The 25,345-nt window shown below is 55.9% G+C and carries 26 protein-coding genes; 14 read left to right on the top strand and 12 right to left on the bottom strand.

Annotated features, from left to right (window positions below):
- Window positions 1-82 precede the first annotated feature (82 nt).
- Together RE418_RS17120 and RE418_RS17115 are read right to left on the bottom strand one after the other, a co-directional pair.
- Window positions 83-847: a MipA/OmpV family protein gene (locus tag RE418_RS17120; RefSeq protein WP_025303095.1), complete on the bottom strand. Its 765-nt coding sequence runs from the start codon at window positions 845-847 to the stop codon at window positions 83-85.
- A 108-nt stretch (window positions 848-955) separates the two neighbouring features.
- A complete protein-coding gene (locus RE418_RS17115) occupies window positions 956-1,231 on the bottom strand; it encodes a hypothetical protein (protein ID WP_160310831.1) in 276 nt (91 codons plus the stop codon).
- Window positions 1,232-1,273: 42 nt separating this feature from the next.
- On the opposite strand from RE418_RS17115, the gene yeaG reads away from it, so the two are divergent.
- The 3 genes from yeaG to RE418_RS17100 all read left to right on the top strand — a co-directional run bounded on the left by yeaG (window position 1,274) and on the right by RE418_RS17100 (window position 5,175).
- Window positions 1,274-3,208, top strand: coding sequence for a protein kinase YeaG (gene yeaG / locus RE418_RS17110; RefSeq protein ID WP_025303096.1), 1,935 nt, complete (start codon window positions 1,274-1,276; stop codon window positions 3,206-3,208).
- Window positions 3,209-3,340: 132 nt separating this feature from the next.
- Window positions 3,341-4,609 carry a YeaH/YhbH family protein gene (locus RE418_RS17105; protein WP_004932234.1) on the top strand — a complete coding sequence of 423 codons (1,269 nt, stop codon included), beginning with the start codon at window positions 3,341-3,343 and terminating at the stop codon, window positions 4,607-4,609.
- Window positions 4,610-4,944: 335 nt separating this feature from the next.
- Window positions 4,945-5,175 (top strand): hypothetical protein, encoded by a 231-nt coding sequence (locus tag RE418_RS17100; protein WP_004932237.1) that lies wholly within the window; start codon window positions 4,945-4,947, stop codon window positions 5,173-5,175.
- A gap of 200 nt (window positions 5,176-5,375) precedes the next feature.
- Here RE418_RS17100 and RE418_RS17095 read toward each other — a convergent pair whose 3' ends face one another.
- Complete coding sequence (locus RE418_RS17095) at window positions 5,376-6,065, bottom strand: alpha/beta hydrolase (RefSeq protein WP_043142997.1); 690 nt, start codon at window positions 6,063-6,065, stop codon at window positions 5,376-5,378.
- An 821-nt stretch (window positions 6,066-6,886) separates the two neighbouring features.
- Between RE418_RS17095 and RE418_RS17090 the strand changes: the two genes are divergently transcribed.
- Window positions 6,887-7,063 (top strand): GhoT/OrtT family toxin, encoded by a 177-nt coding sequence (locus tag RE418_RS17090; protein WP_025303098.1) that lies wholly within the window; start codon window positions 6,887-6,889, stop codon window positions 7,061-7,063.
- Between the two features lie 265 nt (window positions 7,064-7,328).
- On the opposite strand, the gene RE418_RS17085 is transcribed toward RE418_RS17090, so the two are convergent.
- Entirely contained in the window at window positions 7,329-7,622 is a 294-nt protein-coding gene (locus RE418_RS17085) for a hypothetical protein (RefSeq protein ID WP_043142999.1), read from the bottom strand.
- Between the two features lie 225 nt (window positions 7,623-7,847).
- On the opposite strand from RE418_RS17085, the gene RE418_RS17080 reads away from it, so the two are divergent.
- The 3 genes from RE418_RS17080 (at window position 7,848) to RE418_RS17070 (ending at window position 10,469) form a co-directional block, all read left to right on the top strand.
- Entirely contained in the window at window positions 7,848-8,330 is a 483-nt protein-coding gene (locus tag RE418_RS17080) for a hypothetical protein (protein ID WP_025303100.1), read from the top strand.
- 307 nt (window positions 8,331-8,637) lie between these two features.
- The gene (locus RE418_RS17075; protein WP_038629407.1) at window positions 8,638-9,192 is read left to right on the top strand and encodes a 3'-5' exonuclease; all 555 of its coding nucleotides are present in this window, start codon (window positions 8,638-8,640) and stop codon (window positions 9,190-9,192) included.
- An 83-nt stretch (window positions 9,193-9,275) separates the two neighbouring features.
- Complete coding sequence (locus RE418_RS17070; RefSeq protein WP_025303101.1) at window positions 9,276-10,469, top strand: multidrug effflux MFS transporter; 1,194 nt, start codon at window positions 9,276-9,278, stop codon at window positions 10,467-10,469.
- 8 nt (window positions 10,470-10,477) lie between these two features.
- Here RE418_RS17070 and dadX read toward each other — a convergent pair whose 3' ends face one another.
- Window positions 10,478-11,551, bottom strand: a complete 1,074-nt coding sequence (gene dadX, locus RE418_RS17065) for a catabolic alanine racemase DadX (protein WP_043143003.1) — start codon at window positions 11,549-11,551, stop codon at window positions 10,478-10,480.
- 76 nt (window positions 11,552-11,627) lie between these two features.
- A complete protein-coding gene (locus RE418_RS17060; protein WP_043143005.1) occupies window positions 11,628-12,932 on the bottom strand; it encodes a D-amino acid dehydrogenase in 1,305 nt (434 codons plus the stop codon).
- 539 nt (window positions 12,933-13,471) lie between these two features.
- Between RE418_RS17060 and RE418_RS17055 the strand changes: the two genes are divergently transcribed.
- The gene (locus RE418_RS17055) at window positions 13,472-13,789 is read left to right on the top strand and encodes an antibiotic biosynthesis monooxygenase (RefSeq protein ID WP_025303104.1); all 318 of its coding nucleotides are present in this window, start codon (window positions 13,472-13,474) and stop codon (window positions 13,787-13,789) included.
- A 45-nt stretch (window positions 13,790-13,834) separates the two neighbouring features.
- Here RE418_RS17055 and zinT read toward each other — a convergent pair whose 3' ends face one another.
- A complete protein-coding gene (zinT, locus tag RE418_RS17050; RefSeq protein ID WP_025303105.1) occupies window positions 13,835-14,485 on the bottom strand; it encodes a metal-binding protein ZinT in 651 nt (216 codons plus the stop codon).
- A gap of 296 nt (window positions 14,486-14,781) precedes the next feature.
- Here zinT and RE418_RS17045 point away from each other — a divergent pair, with 296 nt between their 5' ends.
- A complete protein-coding gene (locus tag RE418_RS17045; RefSeq protein WP_025303106.1) occupies window positions 14,782-16,317 on the top strand; it encodes a SpoVR family protein in 1,536 nt (511 codons plus the stop codon).
- 60 nt (window positions 16,318-16,377) lie between these two features.
- Here RE418_RS17045 and fadR read toward each other — a convergent pair whose 3' ends face one another.
- Window positions 16,378-17,097, bottom strand: coding sequence for a fatty acid metabolism transcriptional regulator FadR (gene fadR / locus RE418_RS17040; RefSeq protein ID WP_025303107.1), 720 nt, complete (start codon window positions 17,095-17,097; stop codon window positions 16,378-16,380).
- Window positions 17,098-17,339: 242 nt separating this feature from the next.
- Here fadR and nhaB point away from each other — a divergent pair, with 242 nt between their 5' ends.
- The 3 genes from nhaB (at window position 17,340) to RE418_RS17025 (ending at window position 20,957) form a co-directional block, all read left to right on the top strand.
- Window positions 17,340-18,905: a sodium/proton antiporter NhaB gene (nhaB, locus tag RE418_RS17035; RefSeq protein ID WP_025303108.1), complete on the top strand. Its 1,566-nt coding sequence runs from the start codon at window positions 17,340-17,342 to the stop codon at window positions 18,903-18,905.
- Between the two features lie 119 nt (window positions 18,906-19,024).
- Window positions 19,025-19,555 carry a disulfide bond formation protein DsbB gene (gene dsbB, locus RE418_RS17030; RefSeq protein ID WP_004932277.1) on the top strand — a complete coding sequence of 177 codons (531 nt, stop codon included), beginning with the start codon at window positions 19,025-19,027 and terminating at the stop codon, window positions 19,553-19,555.
- Between the two features lie 640 nt (window positions 19,556-20,195).
- Window positions 20,196-20,957: an aspartyl/asparaginyl beta-hydroxylase domain-containing protein gene (locus RE418_RS17025; protein WP_049209184.1), complete on the top strand. Its 762-nt coding sequence runs from the start codon at window positions 20,196-20,198 to the stop codon at window positions 20,955-20,957.
- 120 nt (window positions 20,958-21,077) lie between these two features.
- Here the strand turns inward: RE418_RS17025 and RE418_RS17020 are convergent, their stop codons facing one another.
- The 4 genes from RE418_RS17020 to RE418_RS17005 all read right to left on the bottom strand — a co-directional run bounded on the left by RE418_RS17020 (window position 21,078) and on the right by RE418_RS17005 (window position 23,673).
- The gene (locus tag RE418_RS17020) at window positions 21,078-21,524 is read right to left on the bottom strand and encodes a YcgN family cysteine cluster protein (protein ID WP_025303110.1); all 447 of its coding nucleotides are present in this window, start codon (window positions 21,522-21,524) and stop codon (window positions 21,078-21,080) included.
- A 122-nt stretch (window positions 21,525-21,646) separates the two neighbouring features.
- Window positions 21,647-22,303, bottom strand: a complete 657-nt coding sequence (locus RE418_RS17015; RefSeq protein ID WP_004932286.1) for a fumarylacetoacetate hydrolase family protein — start codon at window positions 22,301-22,303, stop codon at window positions 21,647-21,649.
- A 58-nt stretch (window positions 22,304-22,361) separates the two neighbouring features.
- Window positions 22,362-23,312, bottom strand: a complete 951-nt coding sequence (locus RE418_RS17010) for a lytic transglycosylase domain-containing protein (RefSeq protein ID WP_233494404.1) — start codon at window positions 23,310-23,312, stop codon at window positions 22,362-22,364.
- Window positions 23,313-23,400: 88 nt separating this feature from the next.
- Window positions 23,401-23,673 carry a YcgL domain-containing protein gene (locus RE418_RS17005; protein WP_033643340.1) on the bottom strand — a complete coding sequence of 91 codons (273 nt, stop codon included), beginning with the start codon at window positions 23,671-23,673 and terminating at the stop codon, window positions 23,401-23,403.
- A 136-nt stretch (window positions 23,674-23,809) separates the two neighbouring features.
- On the opposite strand from RE418_RS17005, the gene minC reads away from it, so the two are divergent.
- Together minC and minD are read left to right on the top strand one after the other, a co-directional pair.
- The gene (gene minC, locus RE418_RS17000) at window positions 23,810-24,505 is read left to right on the top strand and encodes a septum site-determining protein MinC (protein WP_025303113.1); all 696 of its coding nucleotides are present in this window, start codon (window positions 23,810-23,812) and stop codon (window positions 24,503-24,505) included.
- Window positions 24,506-24,530: 25 nt separating this feature from the next.
- Entirely contained in the window at window positions 24,531-25,343 is an 813-nt protein-coding gene (gene minD / locus RE418_RS16995; protein WP_016927452.1) for a septum site-determining protein MinD, read from the top strand.
- The last annotated feature ends 2 nt before the right edge of the window (window positions 25,344-25,345 follow it).

The raw sequence follows: 25,345 nt of genomic DNA, 5'->3' as shown, positions 1-25,345 counted from the left end.
GGCAGCGCACTGCAGATGTGCAAAAGGGGCGCTTGCGCCCCTTTTTAATGCACGCCATGCACGATAATCGTGCAATGCGTGATTAGAAGGTGTAGCTCACACCCGTCATCAACAAACCGGTGTAGGATTTATCCACCATCGGACTGTCTTTTACTTCATCCGACAGCTTCACATAGCGGCCGACGAAGAAAGCGTTCCAGCTCTTGTTGATCTGGTAATTGGCGCTCAGCTCGAGATACGGTGCCCAGCTATCGCCTGGGGTGTAGCTATCCAGGCCGCTGCGGCGGGATTCATTGGCGCTGACGCCGTAGTAATATTTGTTCTGGTTCTTGCTGTTCCACATTACGCCCACGCCCGGGACCAGCGTCAATGCGTCCAGATCAAACTTGTACAGGTAAGCCACATCGCCCACCAGCCCGTTGCTGTTGTTCAGCGTGTCGCCGGTGAAAGTAGTACGGATAGTGCCCCACTCCGCGTTGTGCGAATAGGCCAGGCCGGCCATCAGCGTGCCGCGACGCTTGTCGAGGCGCTTCATGCGATCGTCGTCGCTGTCGCCCGGACGGTAGCCCCATGGCGTGTAGTAACCCATGATGCTCAGCTGGTTTTCTTGATCTTTCCACAGGTAGTAACCGGCGGTCAGAGTACGGAAGTAGAAGTCATCACCTTCATAGTCGATGACGGGCACCGGATAAACGCGGTCCTGATAACCGCGATACGCGTCCGGGCTAACCAGCGCGGCAGCGCCAAGTGACCAGGTCCCCGCCTGAGCACTTTGCGCACAAACCATTGCGGAAGCGATAATTGCTAGCGTTTTGAGTTTTGAAATCTTCACTGGTTCTTTTTCCATAAATTACAGGGTTAATAGCCGCAATAGTTTATGTGAAAATTTAGTTGCGCGCCTAATCTTTACAATAGAAAACGACCAAGATCGAATAACTTATAGCGGAATTATGAATTAATCATGGCGGAACGATGACGTTTTATCCCGCAGGCCGCGCCAGACAAGGCATTTGGCTAACACGGTAATAACTGAGTCATTGATATGACTTAAAAAAAGCTTTTTCTGCGGCAGGAAATTTTCCGGCAAGCAAACTAAGCTTAAATCAGAAGGCGAATTTATCCTGGGCCCAGTGGCATACAGCGCAACTCGCGATAATAAGCGCACCAAGTTGGCATACGGGTTGCTGTACTCAGGCGTATTCTCATCTTCCGGGGGCCAGAACACTATCACACGCTCTCTTTAACCTGTGCTAATAACGAAAGGACGGGCATCATGAACATATTTGACCACTATCGCCAGCGCTACGAAGCTGCCAAGGACGAAGAGTTCACACTGCAGGAATTTCTTACCATTTGCCGGCAAGATCGCAGTGCCTATGCCAACGCGGCCGAACGTCTGCTGATGGCTATCGGTGAACCTGTGATGGTCGACACTGCGCTAGAATCACGCCTGTCGCGCCTGTTCTCCAATCGCGTGATCGCACGCTATCCGGCCTTCGAGGAATTCTATGGCATGGAAGAGGCCATCGAACAGATCGTCTCTTACCTGAAACACGCCGCGCAGGGCCTGGAAGAGAAGAAACAGATCCTTTACCTGCTGGGCCCGGTGGGCGGCGGTAAGTCCTCGCTGGCAGAACGTCTTAAGGCGTTGATGCAGCGCGTGCCCATCTACACCCTCAGCGCCAATGGCGAGCGCAGCCCGGTCAACGATCATCCGCTGTGCCTGTTCAACCCGCAGGAAGATGCCTCGATCCTGGAGAAAGAGTTCAACATCCCGAGTCGCTACCTCGGCACTATCATGTCGCCGTGGGCGGCGAAACGCCTGCATGAGTTCGGCGGCGACATCACCAAATTTAAAGTCGTGAAGGTGCGCCCTTCCATTCTGGAACAGATCGCCATCGCCAAAACCGAACCGGGCGATGAAAACAACCAGGACATCTCGGCGCTGGTCGGTAAAGTGGATATCCGTAAACTGGAGAACCACGCGCAGAACGATCCGGACGCCTACGGTTACTCCGGCGCCCTGTGCCGCGCCAACCAGGGGATTATGGAGTTCGTCGAGATGTTCAAAGCGCCGATCAAGGTGCTGCATCCGCTGCTGACCGCGACCCAGGAAGGCAACTACAACGGCACTGAAGGCATCTCCGCCCTGCCGTTCAGCGGCATTATTCTGGCGCACTCCAACGAATCCGAGTGGGTGACCTTCCGCAACAACAAGAACAACGAAGCGTTCCTCGACCGCGTGTACATCGTCAAAGTACCTTACTGCCTGCGCGTGTCTGAAGAGATCAAAATTTACGACAAGCTGCTGGATCACAGCGAGCTGACTCACGCGCCTTGCGCACCGGGCACCCTCGAAACATTGGCGCGGTTCAGCGTGCTGTCGCGGTTGAAAGAGCCGGAAAACTCGAGCATTTACTCGAAAATGCGCGTGTATGACGGCGAAAGTCTCAAGGATACCGATCCGAAAGCCAAGTCCTATCAGGAGTACCGCGACTACGCTGGGGTTGACGAAGGCATGAACGGCCTCTCCACCCGTTTCGCCTTTAAAATCCTCTCGCGGGTATTCAACTTCGATCACGCCGAGGTGGCGGCCAACCCGGTACACCTGTTCTATGTGCTGGAGCAGCAGATCGAACGCGAACAGTTCCCGCAGGATTTGGCCGAGAAATACCTGGAACACCTGAAAGGCTATCTGATCCCGAAATACGCCGAGTTTATCGGCAAAGAGATCCAGACCGCCTATCTGGAATCCTACTCGGAATACGGACAGAACATTTTTGACCGTTATGTGACCTACGCGGACTTCTGGATCCAGGATCAGGAGTATCGCGATCCCGATACCGGCCAGCTGTTCGATCGTGAGTCTTTGAACGCCGAACTGGAAAAAATTGAAAAACCGGCCGGTATCAGCAACCCGAAAGATTTCCGTAACGAAATCGTGAACTTCGTGCTGCGCGCTCGTGCCAACAACAACGGCCGCAATCCGAACTGGACCAGCTACGAGAAGCTGCGCACCGTGATCGAGAAAAAAATGTTCTCCAATACCGAAGAGCTGTTGCCGGTGATTTCGTTCAACGCCAAAACGTCGACGGACGAGCAGAAAAAACACGACGACTTCGTCGACCGCATGATGGAGAAAGGCTATACCCGCAAGCAGGTGCGCCTGCTGTGTGAATGGTATCTGCGGGTCAGAAAATCCTCATAACGCCTCAGGTAAGCGGCATTATCAGGGCCATGTCCACAGTCATGGACGTTGCAGCGCAGCCCACGGAGGGGCTGGCACATTGCGCTGCCGCGACCGGGACATGAAGAGTTGGCAACGTCGTTTGGGGGAAGTATGGCCTATTTCATTGACCGACGGCTGAACGGCAAAAACAAGAGCATGGTGAACCGCCAGCGCTTCTTGCGCCGTTACAAGTCGCAAATCAAACAGTCGATTGCCGAAGCCATCAACAAGCGTTCGGTCACCGACGTAGACAGCGGGGAGTCGGTCTCCATCCCCACTGACGATATCAACGAACCGATGTTTCATCAGGGGCGCGGCGGCACTCGCCATCGCGTTCACCCGGGCAATGACCACTTCGTGCAGAACGATCGCGTTGAGCGGCCTCAGGGCGGCGCAGGCGGTGGCGGCGGCCAAGGGAACGCCAGTCAGGACGGTGAGGGCCAGGATGAATTCGTCTTCCAGATATCCAAAGATGAGTATCTCGATCTTTTGTTCGAGGATCTCGCCCTGCCCAACTTGAAGAAGAATCAGTACAAGCAATTGACCGAGTTCAAAACCCATCGCGCCGGCTATACCGCCAACGGCGTGCCGGCCAACATCAGCGTCGTGCGTTCGCTGCAGAACTCGCTGGCGCGGCGTACCGCCATGACCGCCGGTAAAAGACGCGCGTTGCACGAGTTGGAAGACGCGCTGACCCAGTTGGAAAACACCGAACCCGTGCAATTGCTGGAAGAGGAGCGGCTGCGCAAAGAAATTGCCGAACTGCGCAAGAAAATCGAAAGCGTGCCGTTTATCGATACCTTCGACCTGCGCTACAAAAACTATGAGCGCCGGCCGGAGCCCTCGAGCCAGGCGGTGATGTTCTGCCTGATGGACGTGTCCGGTTCGATGGATCAGGCGACCAAAGACATGGCCAAGCGTTTTTACATTCTGCTTTATCTGTTCCTGAGCCGAACCTACAAAAACGTTGAGGTGGTCTATATTCGCCATCACACCCAGGCAAAAGAGGTTGATGAACAGGAGTTCTTCTATTCACAGGAAACCGGCGGCACCATCGTCTCCAGTGCGCTGAAGTTGATGAACGACGTCGTCGAAGAACGTTATGACCCGGCGCAATGGAATATCTACGCCGCGCAAGCCTCGGACGGCGACAACTGGGCCGACGATTCACCGCTGTGCCATGAACTGTTGGCGAAGAAGATCCTGCCGATGGTGCGTTATTATAGCTACATAGAGATCACTCGCCGCGCTCACCAAACGCTGTGGCGTGAATATGAGGATCTGCAGGCGAAGTTCGACAACTTCGCCATGCAGCATATCCGCGAACCGGACGATATCTATCCGGTATTCCGCGAACTGTTTCGCAAGCAGACCGTGTGAATAACATCGCGTGAATGTCACCACAGCCGGAAAACGCCGTTTTCCGGCTGTTTCTTTTCCGCATTATATTTACATCATCCGTGTTTGTTTTTTACACAATAACAATGTCAATAATAAGTCGCGTTCCCCAGAACGACCCTCTCTATTATTTGTTCTTCTGAGGTTATTCCTAAACATTCGCCTCCACGTCCACACGGCTTGATAGGAATATTCCCATTCAGTTATCGTTATCCCATCGCTTAAGACCTCTCCTAAGCGAAATTTGCCTCATTTTATTTTTCTATGGCTTCTCAGCCCGCTGCGGCGGGCATCTACCTGTCAGCAGGTTAAACATCATGATCGACTACACCCTCTATGGCCTCAACAAACACGACGTTGATGAATACCATAAGCAAATATGCTGCCTGCTCGGCAAAAACGTGCTTCTGGTGCTGACCGCCAACAAGCCGATAACCAAACAGAACCTGCTCGCCAGCCTTATCCAGGAGATAGAAAAACAGCCCGATGATTATTTTCAGAGGCTGCATCGTGCGGCAATAGAAATGATCGGGGTTAACGGGCGTTAAGGCGATATGCGTAAGGCAGACATCTACGCCATTATTGCCACCGCCGTCGTGCTGATGATGCTGTTAATCATTAATGTCGATAGCGATATCAGCGTTTATCCTTAATGGGCCCCTATTACGCCGGCTCTTTAGCCCGGCGTAATAGGCAGCGGAGGAATAGTCTGTCACCTTTTATTCCGAAGAACCTTTCGGCTCTTGCTTTATTGCGAACCGGCCGCTTCGTCAATCAAACTCGCCACCTCCTCGGCGTGAGAGACCAGCGAGGCGTGGCTGGCATTGAGTACCATCACTTTCTTAGGCTGCAGCCGCTGCGCCATACGTCGCTGATTCTCCGGGGCTATCATGCGATCGTCGCTGGAGAGTTGATACCATGACGGTTTATGTTTCCAGGCAGGTTCACCGAGGGTGTTACCAAAGGTATCAGCCAGCGGAGCCTTCTGCGCCACCGCCATCACCAGCGCCTCGTCGGCGGTCAGATCCTGGCAAAAGCTTTCGTGAAACTTGTCGGTTTTGATCCACAGATAACCGTCGCTGTCCGGGGTCAAATTCTCGACTGCCGCAGGAGGATGCGCTTGCGTAATACCGCCGGCACTTTCACCGGCATCCGGCGCAAACGCGGCGATGTAGACCAGCCCAACCACGTTAGGCTGGTTGCCCATTTCCGTGATCACGGCACCACCGTAAGAGTGCCCTACCAACACTACCGGTCCCGCTTGCTGCGCGACCATCTTACGCGTACGTTCCGCATCCTCAGCCAACGAGGTCAACGGCATTTCTACCGCATGAATCGCCGAATAGCCCCTGCGTGACAACTCGATGATAACCTTACTCCAGTGCGCGGCGCCGCCCCAGAATCCATGTACCAGCACGATAGTGGGTTTTGTGCTCATTGCCGACTCCTCATCTCATAGGAAAGCGCCGTAGACAGATGAACGGCCCCCCTTAAGAGACACGCCTGGCTGCCTTCGACGTCACACAGTCCCTATTTTATATAGTCAGCCCCACAGCGTTCAGCAATAGCTACGACGAGTTAACGCCCCCTGCTTTTCCGGCGTCGCCACGGCCTATCGACGCGGCTTACGCCGCAATGCCAGAGAAAAAAACGGGATTAAAACTAGGATTTTTACCCATGACGATCTAAAATTTCGCGCAAAAACAAAGAGAAGTAAATTTGACTCACGGGAAAAGGAATGAAGTTGTGAAGGAAATGATCTCCATCGTTTTTATGGCATGCCTGCTGGCGCTGCTGTTTTCGTGGCTGTTCGTCTACGGTCTTAACATTCATTAAACCTACAACGACAACAATCCCTCTTCCCAACTCGTCAGCGGCGCATCGTTACGATGCGCTAAAACCGACGCTTAAAGGGCTCGCGAACGGACAACGGCACTTCACCTCAGCCTTTTTGCCGCAAATACATCATTAATTTTTATGAATTATAGCCTCATCGCGTTTCCCCCCCTCACCGGCCCTTTTACTGCTCAGCGGAGTTCCTCCAAAACAATGGCTTGCCTGACGCAGAATGTTACCGGTAACTATGCTGTTGATTTCTTTTGGTAATAAACGTAAAGCCGTTAATAACCCCACGTTCTTTATAGAAATGAATTATGCGTCCTTATGAATAAAGGTTTGAATAAACGGCCTTTGGTCATTGATTATCCCCCGCCAAGCTCCTAGAATTCGCGCGTAAAAATACAATTGGGATCGGGTTTCATGTCGCCGCTGTGGGTTGCAACGCAATACTGTTATTTTATTGGTCTTTTAGTTTCTATGGTTTTCACCTACCTGGTTAGCCGGGACACCGTCAAAATTCGCTGTATCAGCGCAGTGACCATCGGGTTAACCTGGCCGTTGAGCCTGCCGGTCGTGTTGCTGTTTTCGCTGTTCTAACGCCCCCATGCCGCGCGGTGGCTTTTAAGCAATCGTGTTAATGAAATGAGGCTGACCACCGACGTCGTGGTTTTGGGCGAGGGATAAAAAAACGCCAGCGCAAGGCTGGCATGAAAACTGGAAGCAATGTGAGCAATGTCGTGCCGGATCGGGGGGCACAGAAGGAGACAACCCTTTTCCCCTCACCGGCGAAACAAATGATAATACGTCTCATTATTGAATGTAAAGTCATTTCCCCACGCAACTTTTTCCCTTTGGAAAACTATCAGCCGCGCGGCGCTCGCCAGCGCTGATACAGTCGCCCTCCCCCCCACACCAGCAGCCAGAGCAAAACATTGAACCCCAACCATAGCATCAGCAAATAGAAGAAAGTCTGATAGCTGGGTATGCCCCGATCGGCCAAAAACGGGTTAAAGTGAAAAAATTTGACGATCGCGAACGGATTAAGATTGAAACGGTTGAACACGGCCGTCGTCAACAACGGTGGCAACAGTGTGTAAAATGTCAGGCTGAACAGCAGCAGGATTTTTGTGCCAGAAGTGTTTTTATAATCTCTCATATCAATGTATTACGTCTTCCATTGTGGTGGGAAAACCGCCAGACATTCGCACGCTAATCGACCCCGCAAGCGCCAAAGAGTTCCAGGTCAACGCGGAAATAAAGCCGTTCATGCGTTTAATTGTCATTTAGCGCACGGGTGATATATACCCAGTGGATTTAAAATTACGATGTCGCCGCGTCATCTTCAACCGCAGCGTTTGCATGGCATCATCAGGAGGCATTAATGAAACCGGACGCACTCTCCCTGCCGCCGAACCCGAAAAAGCTCAAAGTCATCTACGGCTGGTATATTTACGTGATCTATATCCTGCTGGTTTTCAACATTTACATGGCGGTCTACAACGTCTGCGTTCGGCATCCGATCGAGGCCCCGCTACTGTCGCTTTTTCACAGCCTGTTCATCGCGTTGATGCTGCAGCAGGTACTCAGGAAGAACGTCGTTTTCGCCTGGATCTTGCTGAGCTATTTTATTCTGATGCGCCTCTATTACGCCAATGTGCTGCATGTCGAGTTCACGCTGGTGAGCCGCGGCCTGGTGCTGCTGATTCTGACGCTGCTGCTGACCGGCGGCGTGGCCGTCGGGCAGTTGGCCACGCCGCCGCAGCGACATGACTGGCTGGCGCGGCTGGGCTGGCGGCAATGGGGAGCGCTCATGGCGCTGGCGGCCATCCTGACCCCGTTGATTACCACCGACTATCTGGGGTAAACAGACTGCTACTTGGGGATATGAGGTTCGGAAATGTCTACGACGCGGCATATTTTAGTGAAGTTGCCCGCCTTCTCACAGATCTTGTCCGTGACGAACATGCTAAGGTAGCCCAGCAACAGCAAGTAGCCGACCATGCACAGAATAAAGATAAGCGTTCTCACCGATAACGACCAACCTGATAAGAGTATCCCGAGCATCATAACCTGAACGCGGCGCTTTAAAAGGATTTCATGTGCGCATCGGCCCGCATCGGCGCACGTTCTGTAGTAATATTAAGCCACCACGCCTACCACCGGAAACGCCGATGCACCATCTGATGTTAGACATTGAAACCCTGGACACAAAACCCAGCGCCGTCATTCTGGTGGTTGCGGCGGTGTTTTTCGATCCCCGAACCGGGGAACTGGGCGCCGAATTCGAAGCCGCCGTCAGTTGCCAGAAAGAGCAACCGGGCCGCACCATCAGCCTGGATACGGTTGCCTGGTGGGCGAAACAGTCCGACGAAGCGCGCAAACAGGCCTTCGGCGGCACCGAGAGCCTGAAACGCGTGTTGAGCAGCCTCAGCCGCTTTATCCATATGAACAGCACCGATACGGTGAAAGTCTGGGGCAACGGCAAAGAGTTCGACTGTGCGATCCTCGAACACGCCTTCCAGCAGCTGGAAATGCCCTGCCCGTGGAAATTCTGGGATACTCAGGACGTGCGCACGGTGATCACGTTGGCAGAACTTCACGGCTTTAACCCCAAAAAGACACGCCCGTTCGAAGGCATGCCGCACCGTGCGTTGGATGATGCTCGCCACCAGGCCCGTTACGTGGCCGATGCCGTCTCGGCGCTCTATTACCGCCAGGGGGCGTAGCGCTGACCCGCTTTGCCCCTTTTCATTTGTCGCCGGAGTCTCTACTCTAGCCCTCTTTGTCACTCGGACGTGCCTTTCCTGTTATGCAAAAGTTTCTGTTTATGCTTCTCAGCCTGGTGCTGCTCGGCCCATTAGGCATCGATCTTTACCTGCCGACCATTCCCGCCATTGCCGTCGGCCTGGGCAGCAGCGAAGCGCTGATCCAATCCACCATTTCACTGTTTATTCTGGTGCTCGGCCTCGGCCAGGTCATCGCCGGCCCGCTGGTGGATAACTATGGCCGCAAGCCGGTGGCGCTGGCCGGCATTATCCTCTACATGATCGGCGCCGCGATGGCGGCGCTGGCTACCAGTCCGACGCTTTTCATCGCTTCGCGTCTGCTGCAAGGGGTGGCGGTTTGCTGCACCGCCGTCGTCGCCTTCAGCGGCGTGCGCGACCGCCTGAATGGTGACGACGCTGCCCGCGCCTTCGGCTTTCTCAATGGCACGCTGAACATCATCCCCGCGCTGGCGCCGCTGCTCGGCGGCCTGCTCGCCGAAGCCTTCGGCTGGCGAGCCCCTTTCTGGTTCCTGGTCGGTTATGCGCTGCTGGTGTTGGTGCTCATCGCGCTGCGCCTGCCGGAAACCCGCCCTGCCGACACCGTCCCGGTCAAGGGGCTGCCGGTACGCCAATATGCGCGCATCCTCAGCGAACGGCGTTTCCTTTCCTTTGCGGTAGTGAACTCCGGGGCGATGGGCATGGCGCTGACCTACGTTTCCCTGGCACCGAACGTGCTGATGGGCACCGCCGGCCTGACCCCGCTGCAATTTTCGCTGGTGTTCGGCGCCAACGGTTTTTGGATCATGCTGGTCAGCTTCTTCGCCAACCGCATCATCCACAAGGTAGGCCGTCCGGTTTGCCTGGCGACCGGCGGCATTTTGATGGGGCTGGGCTGTCTGGGGTTGCTGCTGGGCGTCATGCTGCTGCCCGCGGCGGCGCAAGCGCACTGGCTGGCGTATATGCTGCCGGTCGCCAGCGCCTGCGCCGGGTTGGCGTTCGTGATGGGTCCGGCCACCAGCTACGCGTTGGAGCCGTACTCCAATGAGGCAGGCGTCGCGTCCGCGCTGGTCGGTTTCGTACAGATGGCCGGCGGTGCCGCACTGGGGCTGGTGGCGATGGCGTTGCCGTTGCAGCCGAAGTTGTCGCTGGCATTGGTCATGCTGGCGGGCTGCCTGCTGGCGCTGCACGCACGGCGGCTCAGCAAGCAGATTAAAGGGCAGATAAAAAAAGTCGCCTGAGCCGCGGCTCAGGCTTCGGTGACGACCGGCACCCGCGCCGCTAACGCCGACAGCAGCTCATAACCCAACGTTCCTGCCGCCGTGGCCACCTCGTCCACCGGCAGGCGTTTCCCCCACAGCTCCACGTCGGCGCCCAATTCGACTTGTGGACAGGGCGTCAGATCCACCGCCAGCATATCCATCGACACCGTTCCCAGGGTGCGCGTCAGCACGCCGTCAACCCACACCGGCGTACCGGTCGGCGCATGACGCGGATAGCCGTCGGCGTAACCGCAGGCCACCACGCCGATACGCTGCGTGCCGGCGGCGCTGTAACGGCCGCCGTACCCCACGCGATCGCCAGACTTCAGTTGCTGAATGCCGATGATCTCGCTGCTCAGCGTCATCGCCGGCTGCAGCCCCGTCCCCGCAACATCATTCCAGCAACCGCTCGGCGAAGCGCCATAGAGAACAATCCCAGGGCGGACCCAACTGCCGTGGGTCGAAGGGTGCCACAGCGTGGCGGCCGAGTTGGCCAGGCAGCGAGGCAACGGTATATCGACTGCCGCTGCCTCGATAGTGGCCATCTGCTGGGCCACGCCTTCCGGGCCGTCGGCGGTGGCGAAATGGCTCATCAGCGTAAGCTCGCCGATATTGGCAACCGCCTGCGCCCTGCGCCACACCTCATGCAGCCGATCGGGTGCGAACCCCAACCGATTCATGCCGCTGTTCACTTTCAGATAGACATTGAGCGGCGCGTTCAGCGTGGCGTCGGCGATCGCCGACAGCTGCCAGTCGCTGTGCACCGCCGTCGTCAGGCGATAACGGTCGAGCAACGCCAGATCCTGCGGCTGGAAGAATCCCTCCAGCAGAAGAATCGGCCCTTGCCAACCCGACTCGCGCAGCAGCACCGCTTCGGCCAGATCCAGCATGGCGAAGCCGTCGGTTTGCGCCATGCTGCGCCAAACGTGTTTGATGCCGTGGCCATAGGCGTTGGCCTTGACCACCGCCCAAACTTTGGCGCCGGGAGCGAAACGGCGCACCACCTGCAGGTTATTTTCAATCGCGCCGAGATGCATCGTGGCAGTTATCGGACGGGGCATCGGTTCTCCTTGGGGCAGCGTACAGCGGCCACGCGCGCCTGCGCGTGGCCGGAAAAGTCTATGACAACGTCGACGATTAACGTGCGGGATGCACGTCGTTCAGCGGAACCGCGTGTTGCTGGCGAAACCCGGCGCTGTAACGCGCCACCGCCAGGTCATCGGAAGGGATCGCCGGCGTAATGCCGGACATCAGATCGGACAACAACTGCCCGGAGCCGCAGGCCATCGTCCAGCCCAACGTGCCATGCCCGGTATTGAGATACAGGTTCTTCAGCGAAGTGCGGCCGACAATTGGCGTGCCGTCCGGCGTCATCGGCCGCAGGCCGGTCCAGAACGTCGCCTCTTCCACTCTGCCGCCGTTCGGGTAGAGATCGCGCACCACCATCTCCAGCGTTTCGCGCCGTTTTTGCTCCAGCTGGGTATTGAAACCGACGATCTCCGCCATGCCGCCGACGCGAATGCGCTGGTCAAAACGCGTGATGGCGATTTTATACGTCTCATCCAATACCGTAGAGAACGGCGCCGCCGCTTCGTCGGTGATAGGAATGGTCAACGAATAGCCCTTCAGCGGGTAAACCGGAATGGACACCAGGCCGCGCAGCAGCGCCGTGGAGTACGAGCCGAACGCCACCACATAGCTGTCGGCCTTAAACACTTCCTCGCCGCACTGGACGCCGGCGATCTTGTCGCCTTCAACCAGCAAACGATCGACGCTGCGGTTGAACAGGAAGGTTACGCCCGCCTGCTCTGCCATCTTCGCCAACTGTTGCGTAAACAGCTGGCAATCGCCGGTCTCGTCGTTCGGCAACTGCAGGCCGCCGGTCAGCTTGTGCGCCACCTGCGCCAACGCCGGCTCGACGCTACCGAGTTGGCCGGCTTCCAGCAATCGGTAAGGCACGCCGGCATCTTCCAATACCGCAATGTCTTTCGCGGCGTTTTCGAACTGTTGTTGAGTGCGGAACAGCTGCAGCGTGCCGCCCTGGCGACCTTCGTACTGGATACCGGTTTCCTGACGCAGCGCCTTGATACAATCGCGGCTGTATTCCGCCAGACGTACCATACGGCCTTTGTTGGTCATGTAGTGTTCGGTGTTGCAGTTTTTCAGCATCTGCCACATCCAGTTCAGCTGGAAGCTGCTGCCATCGAGACGGATGGCCAGCGGCGCATGGCGCTGGAACATCCACTTGATGGCCTTAAGCGGCACGCCCGGCGCTGCCCAGGGTGCGGCATAGCCCGGTGAGATCTGCCCAGCGTTCGCAGCGCTGGTTTCCAGTGCGGGGCCTGGCTGACGATCGATCACCGTCACCTCATGCCCCGCCTTCGCCAAATACCAGGCACTGGCTACGCCCACCACTCCACTACCTAAAATTACCACTCGCATCGCTGACTCCAGCCCAAGGCTTCACAAAGCATAATCTTCTGCTCACAGGAAATTAACTCAGTGAAAAAATCCGTCCAACAACTTCGTCATCAAACGTGACAATATTCACAATTAATTTATCGTCGATGGGTCATGCATTTGCAATAGCCACCTGAAAATAGCGATAAGATGCGGTTTAGAGGGGCCTATGGCGTCAAACCGCCGCTGAATAGATAGCAATGCTATCAATGATAGCAATCAAAAAAGGCGTAATAAGCAACATTGATTTAACAGAATATAAAAATACCAGCCAACACATAAACAGAACAAAAAACTAATAAAATAAAAAATTCCAACATAACAAACAAAGAGAGCCCCCTCCCTCCGCAGCAGAAAAATCGCGTAAAATTACAGCTACCGTTAACCTTGCTTTCAGTGCTGGAATAAAACACCCGAGCCCTTAGCCCGCCCGTTTACATTGAACGCTGCAGCACGATATGAACGTTAACGCCAGAAGCAACGCCTAAAGTTCACACTGTCGCTATCGTGGAGAACGCCTTATGTTCATCGCCATCTACCAGTTTTCAGTCAAAACCGGGCACGAACACGCCTTTCGCCAGGCCTGGCTTGAATTGACCCAAGGTATCTATCTGCAGCGCGGCAGCCTGGGCTCGCGCCTGCATCAGGATGTGAGCGGGCAGTTTATCGGCTATGCGCAATGGCCAAGCCGAGTCGCATGGGAAAGCGCCGGTGATATTCAGTTGGATGAACGCTACCGGCAAGCCCGGGAACGAATGCGTGCGACCTTGCTGGCGGATAAAACGCTGTTTGAAATGGAAGTGACGGACGATTATCTGCAAGTCAGACCGTTTGACTGAGGACAAGCCCACCTAAGCGGGCTTGGGGTCGCGGGAGCGGGGGCATCAATGATGCAGCATCTCGTCCACGACTTCTTTGGTCTGCAGTTGGAATGGGTAGTAAGTCGGCCAATTATCCATTTCTTTCAGCAACGCTTCCTGCGAGGTGTTGCCCATAAAGATATGGAAATGTGCCGATTTGCGCGGGCCGATAATGTGATCGCTGAACTGCACGAATTTCGGCGCCAGGCTGCCGGCTTCCTGGCATTCGAACAGATAACGCACGCCCTTTTTACCAGAGACATAGGTCAGGATCTTATGCCCGGCGTACTTATACTGACAAGCGCTGGCTTGGTCGCCGCGGTGAAACTCCATGACGCCGTTTTCAATACCGATGGTATCCACATCGGTGGCGTACCCTTTACGGTAATACGCCTTCACTTCTGCGAAGGTCTTGCTCTTATCCTGCGCCGCTTTCTTCTTGAACACCGGATCGAGATCCCCATTGAGCAGGTAAGGGTACACGGATTGCCACACACCTTCCCAATCCGCCAGGTCGCGATCTTTGACGTCCTTATCGTCGAACACGCCCGCCTCGGCCTTTTTTTCCACTTCCGTCAGCGGCTTGCCATGTGAATGATGCCCGTGGGCAAACGCCTGCCCGCTGATAAACAGCGCTGCCAGCGCCACCGCCACTTTGCCAAAATGCCTCGCCAAAATGCGCTCCTTGTCCGTTATTGAGAAAATGAAAAGTTACAATATAACATAACAACTTTCAATCCCTGTCGTACAACAGGCATGTGTTGCACGCCCTTGCCGCAGGGCTATACTCGGAGAAGACGCGCGGTGCTATGCCGCCTTCTGCCAGGACGGGCGTCGAATTGAGCGCCGTTCGCGCCTTTGCGTACCGGCATTTTTATTTCACTGATTTGCAATGATTAATTATGACTTGAACTATGCTTGTTACAGGGTCTGCCGTTTGAGCAAGACCCGTGAATAATGAGGGTGCGCTGATGACTACTTCAACACATGAAAAGGTTAAGGATGATAAACGTCTGAGCGATGGACCGGACTGGACGTTCGAACTGCTGCAGGTGTATTTGGAGCAGATCGACCGCGTCGCCAAGCATTACCGGCTCGACACCTACCCCCATCAGATCGAGGTGATCACCTCCGAGCAGATGATGGACGCCTATTCGAGCGTCGGCATGCCGATCAACTATACCCATTGGTCCTTCGGCAAGAAGTTCATCGAAACCGAACAGCGCTACAAACAGGGCCAGCAAGGGCTGGCGTATGAAATCGTCATCAACTCCAATCCCTGCATCGCCTACCTGATGGAGGAGAACACCATCACCATGCAGGCGCTGGTGATGGCACACGCCTGCTATGGCCACAACTCGTTCTTCAAGAATAACTATCTGTTCCGCAGCTGGACCGACGCCAGTTCCATCGTCGATTATCTGTTGTTCGCCCGTCACTACATCAGCCAGTGCGAAGAACGCTACGGCGTAGAAGAAGTGGAACGGTTGCTGGACTCCTGCCACGCACTGATGAGCTACGGCGTCGACAGGTACAAACGCCCGCAGAAAATCTCCTTGGTGGAAGAAAAAGCGCGCCAGAAAAGCCGCGAAGAATATCTGCAAAGCCAGGTGAACACGCTGTGGAAGACCCTGCCACGCGTCGAGCGCGAAGAGTCGCCGGAGCAGGCTCGTCGCTATCCAAGCGAACCGCAGGAAAATATCCTCTATTTTATCGAGAAGAACGCACCGCTACTGGAACCTTGGCAGCGTGAGGTGTTACGCATCGTGCGCAAAGTCAGCCAGTATTTCTACCCGCAAAAACAGACTCAGGTGATGAACGAGGGCTGGGCCACCTTCTGGCACTACACCATCCTCAACCATTTGTACGACGAGGGCCGTGTGACCGAGCGGTTTATGCTGGAGTTTTTACACAGCCACACCAACGTGGTGTATCAGCCGCCTTACAACAGCCCGTACTATAACGGCATCAACCCTTATGCACTGGGCTTCGCCATGTTCCAGGACATCAAGCGCATCTGCCAATCACCGACCGAGGAAGACCGCTACTGGTTCCCGGACATCGCCGGAAAAGACTGGTTGGAGACACTGCACTTCGCCATGCGCGACTTCAAGGACGAGAGCTTTATCAGCCAGTTCCTGTCGCCCAAAGTGATGCGCGACTTCCGCTTGTTCACCGTGCTGGACGACGATCGCAACAACTATCTGGAAATTGCCGCGATCCACAACGAGGCCGGCTACCGGGCGATCCGTCAGGAGCTGTCTGCACAATACAACCTGAGCAATCACGAGCCGAACATTCAGATCTGGAACGTGGACCTGCGCGGCGACCGCTCGCTAACATTGCGTTATATCCCACAGGAGCGTGCGCCGTTGGATAAAAGCCGTCGCGACGTGTTGAAGCACCTGCACCGCCTGTGGGGCTTCGACGTGATCCTCGAGCAGCAAAACGAAGACGGCAGCGTGGAGCTGCTCGATCGGTGCCCGCCGCGACCAACGCCGCTGTAATCCACCATAACGACAAAGGGCGCCAAAATGGCGCCCTTTCTTAATTTCATTAATACGCAATCAGCGACGCGCTTCGGTCAGATCGCTCGGCATGGTGCCCTGCATGCTCTGCCAAATCGCCCCGCTGTCTTTACCGTAGTTGCGCACGGTGTCCATCACCTGGTCGTACAGCTTCTCATGGCACAGCGTGGACAGCTTGCTGTAGAAGGTCAGCGCCAGCTTACGCGCTTCCGGGTTGGAGAAGTAGTAACGGCCCACGCGGGTGTACAGCCCTTTCAGGCCGTTGAAAATCAAGCCGTAGATCGGGTTGCCAGAAGCGAACGCCAAACCACGGAAGATCTCGTAATCGAGCAGATTGAACGCGTCTGCCTGATCTTCTACCTCGGCGGCTTTCGCCAGCACTTCCTGGGCCTGTTCCGGATGATTGCGCACCGCGGCGCGAATAAAGATTGACGCGATATTGGTGCGCACGGACAGCAGGTTATCGATCAGCTGCGGGACGCTTTTGTGATCGAGACGGGCGACGGTCTCAAGGATATTGAGGCCGGACGTTTCCCAGAAATTGTTCACTTTGGTCGGTTTGCCATGCTGAATGGTCAACCAACCATCGCGGGCCAGACGTTGCAACACTTCACGTAACGTAGTGCGCGTGACGCCAATCAACTCCGAAAGCTCACGCTCCGCGGGCAAAATAGAGCCAGGGGGGAAGCGATTATTCCAAATACTCTCAATAATGTACTCTTCCGCGAAACCGGCAGGACTCTGCGCCTTTATGACCATGTGTTTGACGTTCCGTTGCGACGATAAAATCAGTAAAAGTAATCAGCTCATCATACCAGATCGTGCTGACATGACATAGCGTGAGCGAAAAACAATAAACGAAAGTGTGCATAAAGTGGCAAAAAACGCGCAAAAACACCGGCCGAAGGAAATTTGCCGCCGTAAAACAAGCTCCGGTTGCACACGCCCCCACCGCATTGTTAGGGTACGTGCTACGACTGATTAAGGATGCATAGAGGACAATGGAAACAACCCTGCGCAGCGCCCTGCTCAAAAATTTTCTGGGGCAATCTCCCGACTGGTACAAACTGACCATTCTCATTTTTCTGGCGATCAACCCCCTGGTGTTCTTTTTCGCCAGCCCGTTTATTGCGGGTTGGCTGCTGGTGGTCGAGTTCATCTTTACCCTGGCGATGGCGCTGAAATGCTACCCGTTGCTGCCGGGCGGCCTGCTGGCGCTAGAGGCCGTGGCCATCGGCATGACCAGCCCGGCGCAGGTTTCGCAGGAAATCGAACATAATCTGGAAGTGTTGCTGCTGCTGATCTTTATGGTGGCAGGCATCTACTTTATGAAGCAGCTGCTGCTGTTCGTGTTCACCAAGCTGCTGCTCAACATCCGTTCGAAAACGCTGCTGTCGCTGGCGTTTTGCCTGGCCGCCGCCTTCCTTTCTGCCTTCCTCGACGCGCTGACGGTCGTGGCGGTAGTGATCAGCGTGGCCACCGGTTTCTATTCCATCTATCACAACGTGACGTCAAACCGCCCTGACGGCGACATTGGCGATGACAGTGATTTTACCGGCGAAGAGCGCAAACAGACGCTGGAGCAATTCCGCGCCTTTCTGCGCAGCCTGCTGATGCACGCCGGCGTCGGCACCGCGCTCGGCGGGGTCATGACCATGGTGGGCGAGCCGCAAAACCTGATTATCGCCAAAAACGCGGGCTGGGGTTTTATCGATTTCTTCCTGCGTATGGCGCCGGTCACGCTGCCGGTGTTGGTGTGCGGCCTGCTGGTGTGTTGGCTGGTAGAACGTTTTCGCCTGTTTGGCTACGGCGCGCAATTGCCGGGAGCGGTGCGCGACGTGCTGAAAGAGTATGACCGCAAGGCCAGCGCAGGCCGTAGCAAACAAGAACGGCTTAAATTGGTGATGCAGGCGCTGATCGGCGTTTGGCTGGTGCTGGCGTTGGCCTTCCATCTGGCAGAAGTTGGGCTGATCGGCCTGTCGGTCATCGTTCTCGCCACCTCCCTGTGCGGCGTGAATGACGAGCACGCCATCGGCAAAGCGTTCCAGGAAGCGCTGCCATTCACCGCTCTGCTGACGGTGTTCTTCACCGTGGTCGCAGTGATCATCGAACAGCACCTGTTCAGCCCGGTGATCCAGTTTGTGCTGCGCGCCGAGCCCTCCTCTCAGCTTTCGCTGTTCTACCTGTTCAACGGCCTGCTGTCGTCGGTTTCCGACAACGTGTTCGTCGGCACCGTTTACATCAACGAGGCGCGCACCGCGCTGGAAACCGGCGCGATCGGGCTGAAGCAGTTCGAGCTGCTGGCGGTCGCCATCAATACCGGCACCAACCTGCCCTCGGTCGCCACCCCTAATGGGCAGGCGGCGTTTCTGTTCCTGCTGACGTCGGCATTGGCGCCGCTGGTGCGTCTGTCGTATGGCCGCATGGTCTGGATGGCCCTGCCTTATACGGTGGTGTTGACGGTAGTTGGCCTGCTGTGCGTCCAATTCACTTTGGAGCCGGCGACCGAGCTGTTGACGCAGTGGCATTGGCTGACGCTGCCGCCCATCGACACCGTCAGCCACTGAGACGGCGCCGGCAGGGTGAACCGATATTTTTACGCTGAAACCGGCCCAAGTGGCTGGCAGCGAGGGGGAATTGGTTTACACTGCCGGTTCAATTGCTTACTGCATGGAAGAATCTAGATATGTTGCAATTCTTTAACCGCTGTTCACAAGGACGCGGCGCCTGGCTGCTGATGGCCCTGACAGCGTTGGTGTTGGAACTGGTCGCGCTCTATTTCCAGCACGTTATGCTGCTGCAGCCGTGCGTGATGTGCATTTACGAGCGTTGCGCGCTATTCGGCATCCTCGGCGCCTCGTTGGTAGGCGCTATCGCGCCGAAAACCCCGCTGCGCTACGCGGCGATCTTGCTGTGGATCTACAGCGCCTGGGAAGGCGTACAGCTGGCGTGGAAACACACCATGATCCAACTGCACCCCTCGCCATTCAATACCTGCGATTTCTTCGTCAGCTTCCCGTCCTGGCTGCCGCTGGACAAATGGTTGCCGGCGGTGTTCCACGCTTCCGGTGACTGTTCCGTGCGTCAATGGCAGTTCCTGACGCTGGAAATGCCACAATGGCTGGTTGGTATCTTCGGCGCCTATCTGCTGGTGGCGCTGATTGTACTGATCGCACAGTTTGTCCGCCCACGCCGCCGCGATCTGTTCGGCCGCTGAACGGCAGACAAACAAAAAACGGCGCCACCTGGCGCCGTTTTTTTAGGGTATTACTGTCAAATTCAGAGATAACCCCATTTCAGGTATGTGTAAGGAAGTAAACGAGCACGATTAGCGCTCCAGCTACGGCAAACAGACGGACCATTTTCATTGTTATGCTCTCGAACTTGCGGGAGAGCGGCCAAATTACCCAACTTATCGTTTAAAAAGAAGCATCCCGGCTCAGTTCAGCACGTAATTTACATAACATTAAACTTCTGCAATACCGGCGGCTAAAACCGGCCCTTCCTTTCAACCTTCGAGCATCAATAAATTACCGTTACTTATGAACGACTGCGCCTTTGTCACATTCAGAGCACAATATTTTGGTGAAGTTTACCCATAAAATCCTTATAGTATCGGCAACGTGAGTACTACCGATTTCCCTGGTGTTGTTGTGTGTCTTGCCCCTCATCTTTGTAGGGGCTTTTTTCCTTCTGCCCCCAACCGTCAGTCCCCGCTGCCTTTAAATAAATCATTCAAATTTAACTCTGCGCGGTATCACTCATCGGCCACCGTTCGCGCACTAATGATTAAAATCGTTCGTGATTCTTTCCTTATGCTGAATGCAGTAGGCCAATGACATCAAGGACACGATACTATGCCGGATACCACATTGCCCCCTTCGTCTCAGCGCCCGTTCCTGCGGCGCATGCTGCTCAAAGCCGGGAAAAAATTCCTGCGCTGGAACGGCGAATTTCAGACTCGCCATTCGCTGATCTCCACCACGCCGCGGATCGGTAATCATGAATTTAATTGGGTGACGGCGCTGGAAGCCCGTTGGCCTGCCATTCGCGAGGAGTTGGATCGGTTGCTGGAGCACCCGGAGGATATCCCCGCGTTCCACCAAATATCACCGGATCAGCAACGCATCTCCAAAGGGGATAATTGGAAAACCTTCGGGCTGTTTGTCTACGGGCAGCGGGTTGATGAGAACTGCGCCATTTGCCCGCAGACCGCACAGGCGGTCAGCGAGATCCCCGGCATGCGCACCGCCATGTTTTCGATCCTTAAGCCGCACTATCACATCGTCCCCCACAAAGGCCCGACTCGTGCCGTGGTGCGCGCGCATTTGGGATTAATCGTGCCAAAGGATCGGGAAAAGCTCTGGATCCGCGTTGACGACCAAATTCTGCACTGGGATGAAGGCAAGGTGATTTTGTTTGATGATTCCTACGAACACGAGGTTCGCAATGATACCGACGAACTGCGCGCTGTGCTGTTTCTCGATATCGACCGGCCAATGGACAAAGTAGGTACGGCGGTGAATAAACTGCTGTTCAGCCTGATCAAGGCCAGCCCGTATGTGAAGCAGCCGCTGAAAAATCTGGCTAACTGGCATCGCCGCGACAAAAAAGCGTGAAATGGCGGCTTATGCCATGAGCCCCACACCCGGTGGTTAGCTCAATAACGCAGAGGGCGGCATGTCTGAACACGCCGCCCTCTTGCATGAAAACGCGTATTGCTCTGCAGGCGCCCGCCTTTATCTGGCCCAGTCCGGCTTGTTAAGGATATGGTCCTGCCAGTCCACCACCTCGCTTTCACGCACCGCGATATGCCGCACCGTAATGCGCTCGCCATGCATTGCCGCCTTGGAACCGCTCAGCAGCGGATGCCAGGGGAACAGCGGCTTGCCTTCACCGATCAGGCGATAGGCGCAGGTCGGTGGCAACCACTCAAAGGTAGTGAGATTCTCGCGCGTCAGTTTGATGCAGTCTTCTTCCAGCTCGAAGCGCCGCTCATAGTTACGGCATTGGCAGGATTTGATGTTGAGCTGGTTGCAGGCTACGTTGGTAAAATAAATCTCGTCGGTATCTTCGTCGATCAGCTTATTCAAACAGCATTGCCCGCACCCGTCGCACAGCGATTCCCACTCTTGTTCTGACATTTCCGCCAGCGTTTTCTGTTGCCAAAAAGCGAGTTGTGACATGTTAGCGTCCGGTTTCGGTAAATGGATAAGTCACCTGCGCACAGGTTCGAGGGGGGACTATATAGACATTTTAGCCACAAGATGCAAGCTTTGCCGCCGACACCGCCGGCGGCAAGGAGAAATCAGATCACCCGGGTGCTGAGCGTTTTGCCGTTCAGGCTGATTTTCAGCATGTCGCCGGAAGCCATCGGGCCCACGCCCTGCGGCGTGCCGGTCAGGATGATGTCGCCGGCGCGCAGCGTGAAGAAACGGCTCATATAGCTGATTAGCGGCAGGATCGGCGTGATCATGTCGCGCGTATTGCCCTGCTGGCGCAGTTGATCGTTGACGGTCAACGACAGCTCGGCGTTTTGCGGATCGCCGAATTCCGCCACCGGAATAAACCCCGACATCGGGCAGGAACCGTCGAAGGCCTTGGCCTTTTCCCACGGTTGGCCGGCTTTTTTAAAGCCCGCCTGCAAATCGCGCAACGTCAGATCGAGCGCCACGCCGTAACCGGCAATCGCACGCGCCACGCGATCTTCGTTGGCCTGCTTCAACGGCGTGCCGATCAGTACCGCCAGCTCTACCTCATGATGCACCGCACCGAACTCTTTAGGGATGGCCACCGGCTGGCGGATATCGCATAACGCCGTTTCCGGTTTGATGAACACCACCGGCTCGACGGACACCGCGCTGCCCATTTCCTTGATGTGATCGGCGTAGTTGCTGCCGACGCAGACCACCTTGTTCACCGGGAAATCGAGCAGCGAACCCTGCCAGTCTCTGTGTTGATACATACCGCTTCTCCCAAACTGTAGAGGCTTGGCGCGCCAAGCCGATTATTGGTGTGCCGGATCAATGTCCGATCGCGTCCGCCATCATACCCACGGCGATAGCGAAGTAGTAAGAGCGATTCCAGTGCATGAGGGTGCGGAAATTATCATAGACCAGGAACGTCCGGCCCTGCAGATCATCCGGCGCGATGATCCAACCGCGCAGAACGGCATGCGGCAACGCACTGCCATCCGCACGACGCACCCCACGTTGTTGCCAAGCGTTGACGCTGCGCGCCTGCTCGTCTTTCAACCCCAGCTCGGCCCGATTGAAACCGGCGGGCAGTTTGACCTCACGCCCCCAGCCGATGCCGGGCTGCCAGCCCTCTTTGGACAAATAACTGGCCGTAGACGCGAAGACATCATCAATGTTGTTCCAGATATCGATGCGCCCGTCACCGTCACCGTCCGCCGCATAGCGCAGGAAAGAGCTCGGCATAAACTGGCATTGCCCCATCGCGCCGGCCCAGGAACCTTTCAGCGGTGTATCGCCGACGTGCCCCTGCTCGACTATCTGCAGTGCCGCCATCAGCTCCTGGCTGAAAAAGGCTTCGCGGCGCCCTTCAAACGCCAGCGTCGCCAGCGCGGACACCACATCTTCCCGCCCCTGAATCTTGCCGTAGGCGCTCTCCATGCCCCACAGCGCGATGATATAGCGCCCCGGCACCCGGTAGCGCTCGCCGGCGCGCGTCCATTGCGCGTGGCGCTGCCGGTACAGTTCGCGCCCCTGGCGCACTTTAACGGGCGTCATTACCCGCCGCAGATAGTCGTCCAGGGTTACCTTCTGCTCCGGCTGATTGCGATCGGCCTTGATCACCCGATCGACGAAATGGATTTGCGCAAAGGCGCGGTCGAGGGTGGCCTGACTGATGCCCTGCTCCCGCGCCCGGCGCTTGAGCTGTTCGACATACGCCGGGAACTGCGCCGGATCCCGGCCGCTCGTCTCCTGCGCCGCCTGCGCTGCGCCCGGCATCAGCACCCCGCCCAACGTCAGCCAGGCGGCCAATACAATTCTTCTTGCCGAAGGTGTCATCGCGCCTCCCCTGGCCGTGGCAACTGTCTCAGGCCTTGTCGCCCGCCAGATGCTGGTTGAGCAGGTTTTCTACCGGCGGCGGGAACTGCAGGTAATAGCCTTCGTCTTTCAACGCCTGCTTCACCTTTTCGATATCCGCCGAGGCCAATTTCTTGCGCTCATCGAGCGACAGCATCATGGCGAATTGCGGTACACCGAAACTTTTCATCAGCGCTTCCGGCACACGAGAGAAATCGTCTTTTTTTTCGACATAAAGATAAGTTTGATCGCGTTTCGGGCTTCTATAGATCACACAAAGCATTTTTTTAACTCTATTTAATTGAGGGAGCGTCTTGCCTGGATATAACTCTGACTATAACATGCTTATAGTACATCGGAATATCGCACCCCGAGTGGTATTCCGGGGATTTAAAGTTGCTGAGACTGAGTCAGGATAGATGTCACAATCGCCAATTGAGCTAAAAGGCAGCAGTTTTACCCTATCGGTTGTTCATTTGCATAATTCACAGCCCGAGGTAATACGTCAGGCGTTACAGGAAAAAGTTGAGCAAGCGCCCGCTTTTCTGAAAAACGCCCCTGTTGTTATCAACGTCGCAACGCTGGAAGGCGATGCGAACTGGAAAGAACTTCAACAGGCTGTCGCGGCAGCAGGCCTGCGCGTTGTGGGTATCAGCGGTTGCAGAGATGAGCGTCAAAAGCGCGCGATAGCCCGTGCCGGGCTGCCGCTGCTGAGCGAAGGCAAAGGCCAGAAGATGGCTGCGCCGGAGCCTGCACCTGCGCCCGTGGTGGCGGATAACGCCCCCGCCAAAACGCGCATCATCAGTACGCCTGTCCGTTCCGGCCAACAGATTTACGCCCGCAACTGCGATCTTATCGTGACCAGCAGCGTCAGCGCCGGCGCCGAATTGATTGCCGATGGCAATATTCATGTCTACGGCATGATGCGCGGTCGCGCACTGGCAGGCGCGTCAGGCGACACGCAATGTCAGATTTTTTGCACCCACCTGGCGGCTGAGCTAGTCTCTATCGCAGGGCAGTACTGGTTGAGCGACCAAATCCCGTCCGATTACGTCGGGCAGGCCGTACGACTCAGCCTGTTGGATAACGCTTTAACCATACAACCTTTAAATTAAGCCCTTTTGACAAGGAATCCATTTCATGGCACGCATTATTGTTGTTACATCGGGTAAAGGGGGCGTTGGCAAGACCACTTCGAGCGCGGCCATCGCTACCGGCCTGGCCCAGAAAGGCAAGAAAACCGTCGTGATCGATTTCGATATCGGCCTGCGTAATCTTGACCTGATTATGGGCTGCGAACGTCGGGTAGTGTATGATTTCGTGAACGTGATTCAGGGCGATGCCACGCTGAATCAGGCGTTGATCAAAGACAAACGCACTGAAAACCTCTATATCCTGCCGGCTTCGCAGACGCGCGACAAAGACGCGTTGACCCGCGAAGGCGTTGAAAAAATCCTCAACGATCTCGGCGAGATGGATTTTGACTTCGTGGTGTGCGATTCACCGGCCGGTATCGAAACCGGTGCGCTGATGGCGCTGTATTTCGCCGACGAAGCTATCATCACCACCAACCCGGAAGTGTCTTCGGTACGCGACTCTGACCGTATCCTGGGTATCCTCTCTTCCAAGTCACGCCGCGCCGAGAAAGGCGAATCGCCAATCAAGGAACACCTGCTGCTGACCCGTTACAACCCGGGCCGCGTCAGCCGTGGCGACATGCTGAGCATGGAAGACGTGCTTGAAATTCTGCGCATTCCGCTGGTGGGTGTGATCCCGGAAGACCAGTCCGTGCTGCGCGCTTCCAACCAGGGTGAGCCTGTCATTCTGGATGCCGAGTCAGACGCCGGTAAGGCGTACGACGATACCGTTTGCCGCTTGTTGGGGGAAGAACGCCCATTCCGCTTCATTGAAGAAGAGAAGAAGGGTTTCCTGAAACGCCTTTTTGGGGGATAAAC

Source organism: Serratia sp. szju, assembly GCF_044594185.1.
GTDB lineage: Bacteria > Pseudomonadota > Gammaproteobacteria > Enterobacterales > Enterobacteriaceae > Serratia > Serratia bockelmannii.
Note: the sequence above shows the minus strand (reverse complement) of the source record. Positions and strands in the feature narration are given on the sequence as shown.

Bases quoted from the DNA above. Each gene is read 5' to 3' on its own strand.
- RE418_RS17120 (WP_025303095.1), bottom strand. From the start codon at position 847: ATGGAAAAAGAACCAGTGAAGATTTCAAAACTCAAAACGCTAGCAATT.
- yeaG (WP_025303096.1), top strand. From the start codon at position 1,274: ATGAACATATTTGACCACTATCGCCAGCGCTACGAAGCTGCCAAGGAC.
- RE418_RS17105 (WP_004932234.1), top strand. From the start codon at position 3,341: ATGGCCTATTTCATTGACCGACGGCTGAACGGCAAAAACAAGAGCATG.
- RE418_RS17100 (WP_004932237.1), top strand. From the start codon at position 4,945: ATGATCGACTACACCCTCTATGGCCTCAACAAACACGACGTTGATGAA.
- RE418_RS17095 (WP_043142997.1), bottom strand. From the start codon at position 6,065: ATGAGCACAAAACCCACTATCGTGCTGGTACATGGATTCTGGGGCGGC.
- RE418_RS17090 (WP_025303098.1), top strand. From the start codon at position 6,887: ATGTCGCCGCTGTGGGTTGCAACGCAATACTGTTATTTTATTGGTCTT.
- RE418_RS17085 (WP_043142999.1), bottom strand. From the start codon at position 7,622: ATGAGAGATTATAAAAACACTTCTGGCACAAAAATCCTGCTGCTGTTC.
- RE418_RS17080 (WP_025303100.1), top strand. From the start codon at position 7,848: ATGAAACCGGACGCACTCTCCCTGCCGCCGAACCCGAAAAAGCTCAAA.
- RE418_RS17075 (WP_038629407.1), top strand. From the start codon at position 8,638: ATGCACCATCTGATGTTAGACATTGAAACCCTGGACACAAAACCCAGC.
- RE418_RS17070 (WP_025303101.1), top strand. From the start codon at position 9,276: ATGCAAAAGTTTCTGTTTATGCTTCTCAGCCTGGTGCTGCTCGGCCCA.
- dadX (WP_043143003.1), bottom strand. From the start codon at position 11,551: ATGCCCCGTCCGATAACTGCCACGATGCATCTCGGCGCGATTGAAAAT.
- RE418_RS17060 (WP_043143005.1), bottom strand. From the start codon at position 12,932: ATGCGAGTGGTAATTTTAGGTAGTGGAGTGGTGGGCGTAGCCAGTGCC.
- RE418_RS17055 (WP_025303104.1), top strand. From the start codon at position 13,472: ATGTTCATCGCCATCTACCAGTTTTCAGTCAAAACCGGGCACGAACAC.
- RE418_RS17045 (WP_025303106.1), top strand. From the start codon at position 14,782: ATGACTACTTCAACACATGAAAAGGTTAAGGATGATAAACGTCTGAGC.
- fadR (WP_025303107.1), bottom strand. From the start codon at position 17,097: ATGGTCATAAAGGCGCAGAGTCCTGCCGGTTTCGCGGAAGAGTACATT.
- nhaB (WP_025303108.1), top strand. From the start codon at position 17,340: ATGGAAACAACCCTGCGCAGCGCCCTGCTCAAAAATTTTCTGGGGCAA.
- dsbB (WP_004932277.1), top strand. From the start codon at position 19,025: ATGTTGCAATTCTTTAACCGCTGTTCACAAGGACGCGGCGCCTGGCTG.
- RE418_RS17025 (WP_049209184.1), top strand. From the start codon at position 20,196: ATGCCGGATACCACATTGCCCCCTTCGTCTCAGCGCCCGTTCCTGCGG.
- RE418_RS17020 (WP_025303110.1), bottom strand. From the start codon at position 21,524: ATGTCACAACTCGCTTTTTGGCAACAGAAAACGCTGGCGGAAATGTCA.
- RE418_RS17015 (WP_004932286.1), bottom strand. From the start codon at position 22,303: ATGTATCAACACAGAGACTGGCAGGGTTCGCTGCTCGATTTCCCGGTG.
- RE418_RS17010 (WP_233494404.1), bottom strand. From the start codon at position 23,312: ATGCCGGGCGCAGCGCAGGCGGCGCAGGAGACGAGCGGCCGGGATCCG.
- RE418_RS17005 (WP_033643340.1), bottom strand. From the start codon at position 23,673: ATGCTTTGTGTGATCTATAGAAGCCCGAAACGCGATCAAACTTATCTT.
- minC (WP_025303113.1), top strand. From the start codon at position 23,810: ATGTCACAATCGCCAATTGAGCTAAAAGGCAGCAGTTTTACCCTATCG.
- minD (WP_016927452.1), top strand. From the start codon at position 24,531: ATGGCACGCATTATTGTTGTTACATCGGGTAAAGGGGGCGTTGGCAAG.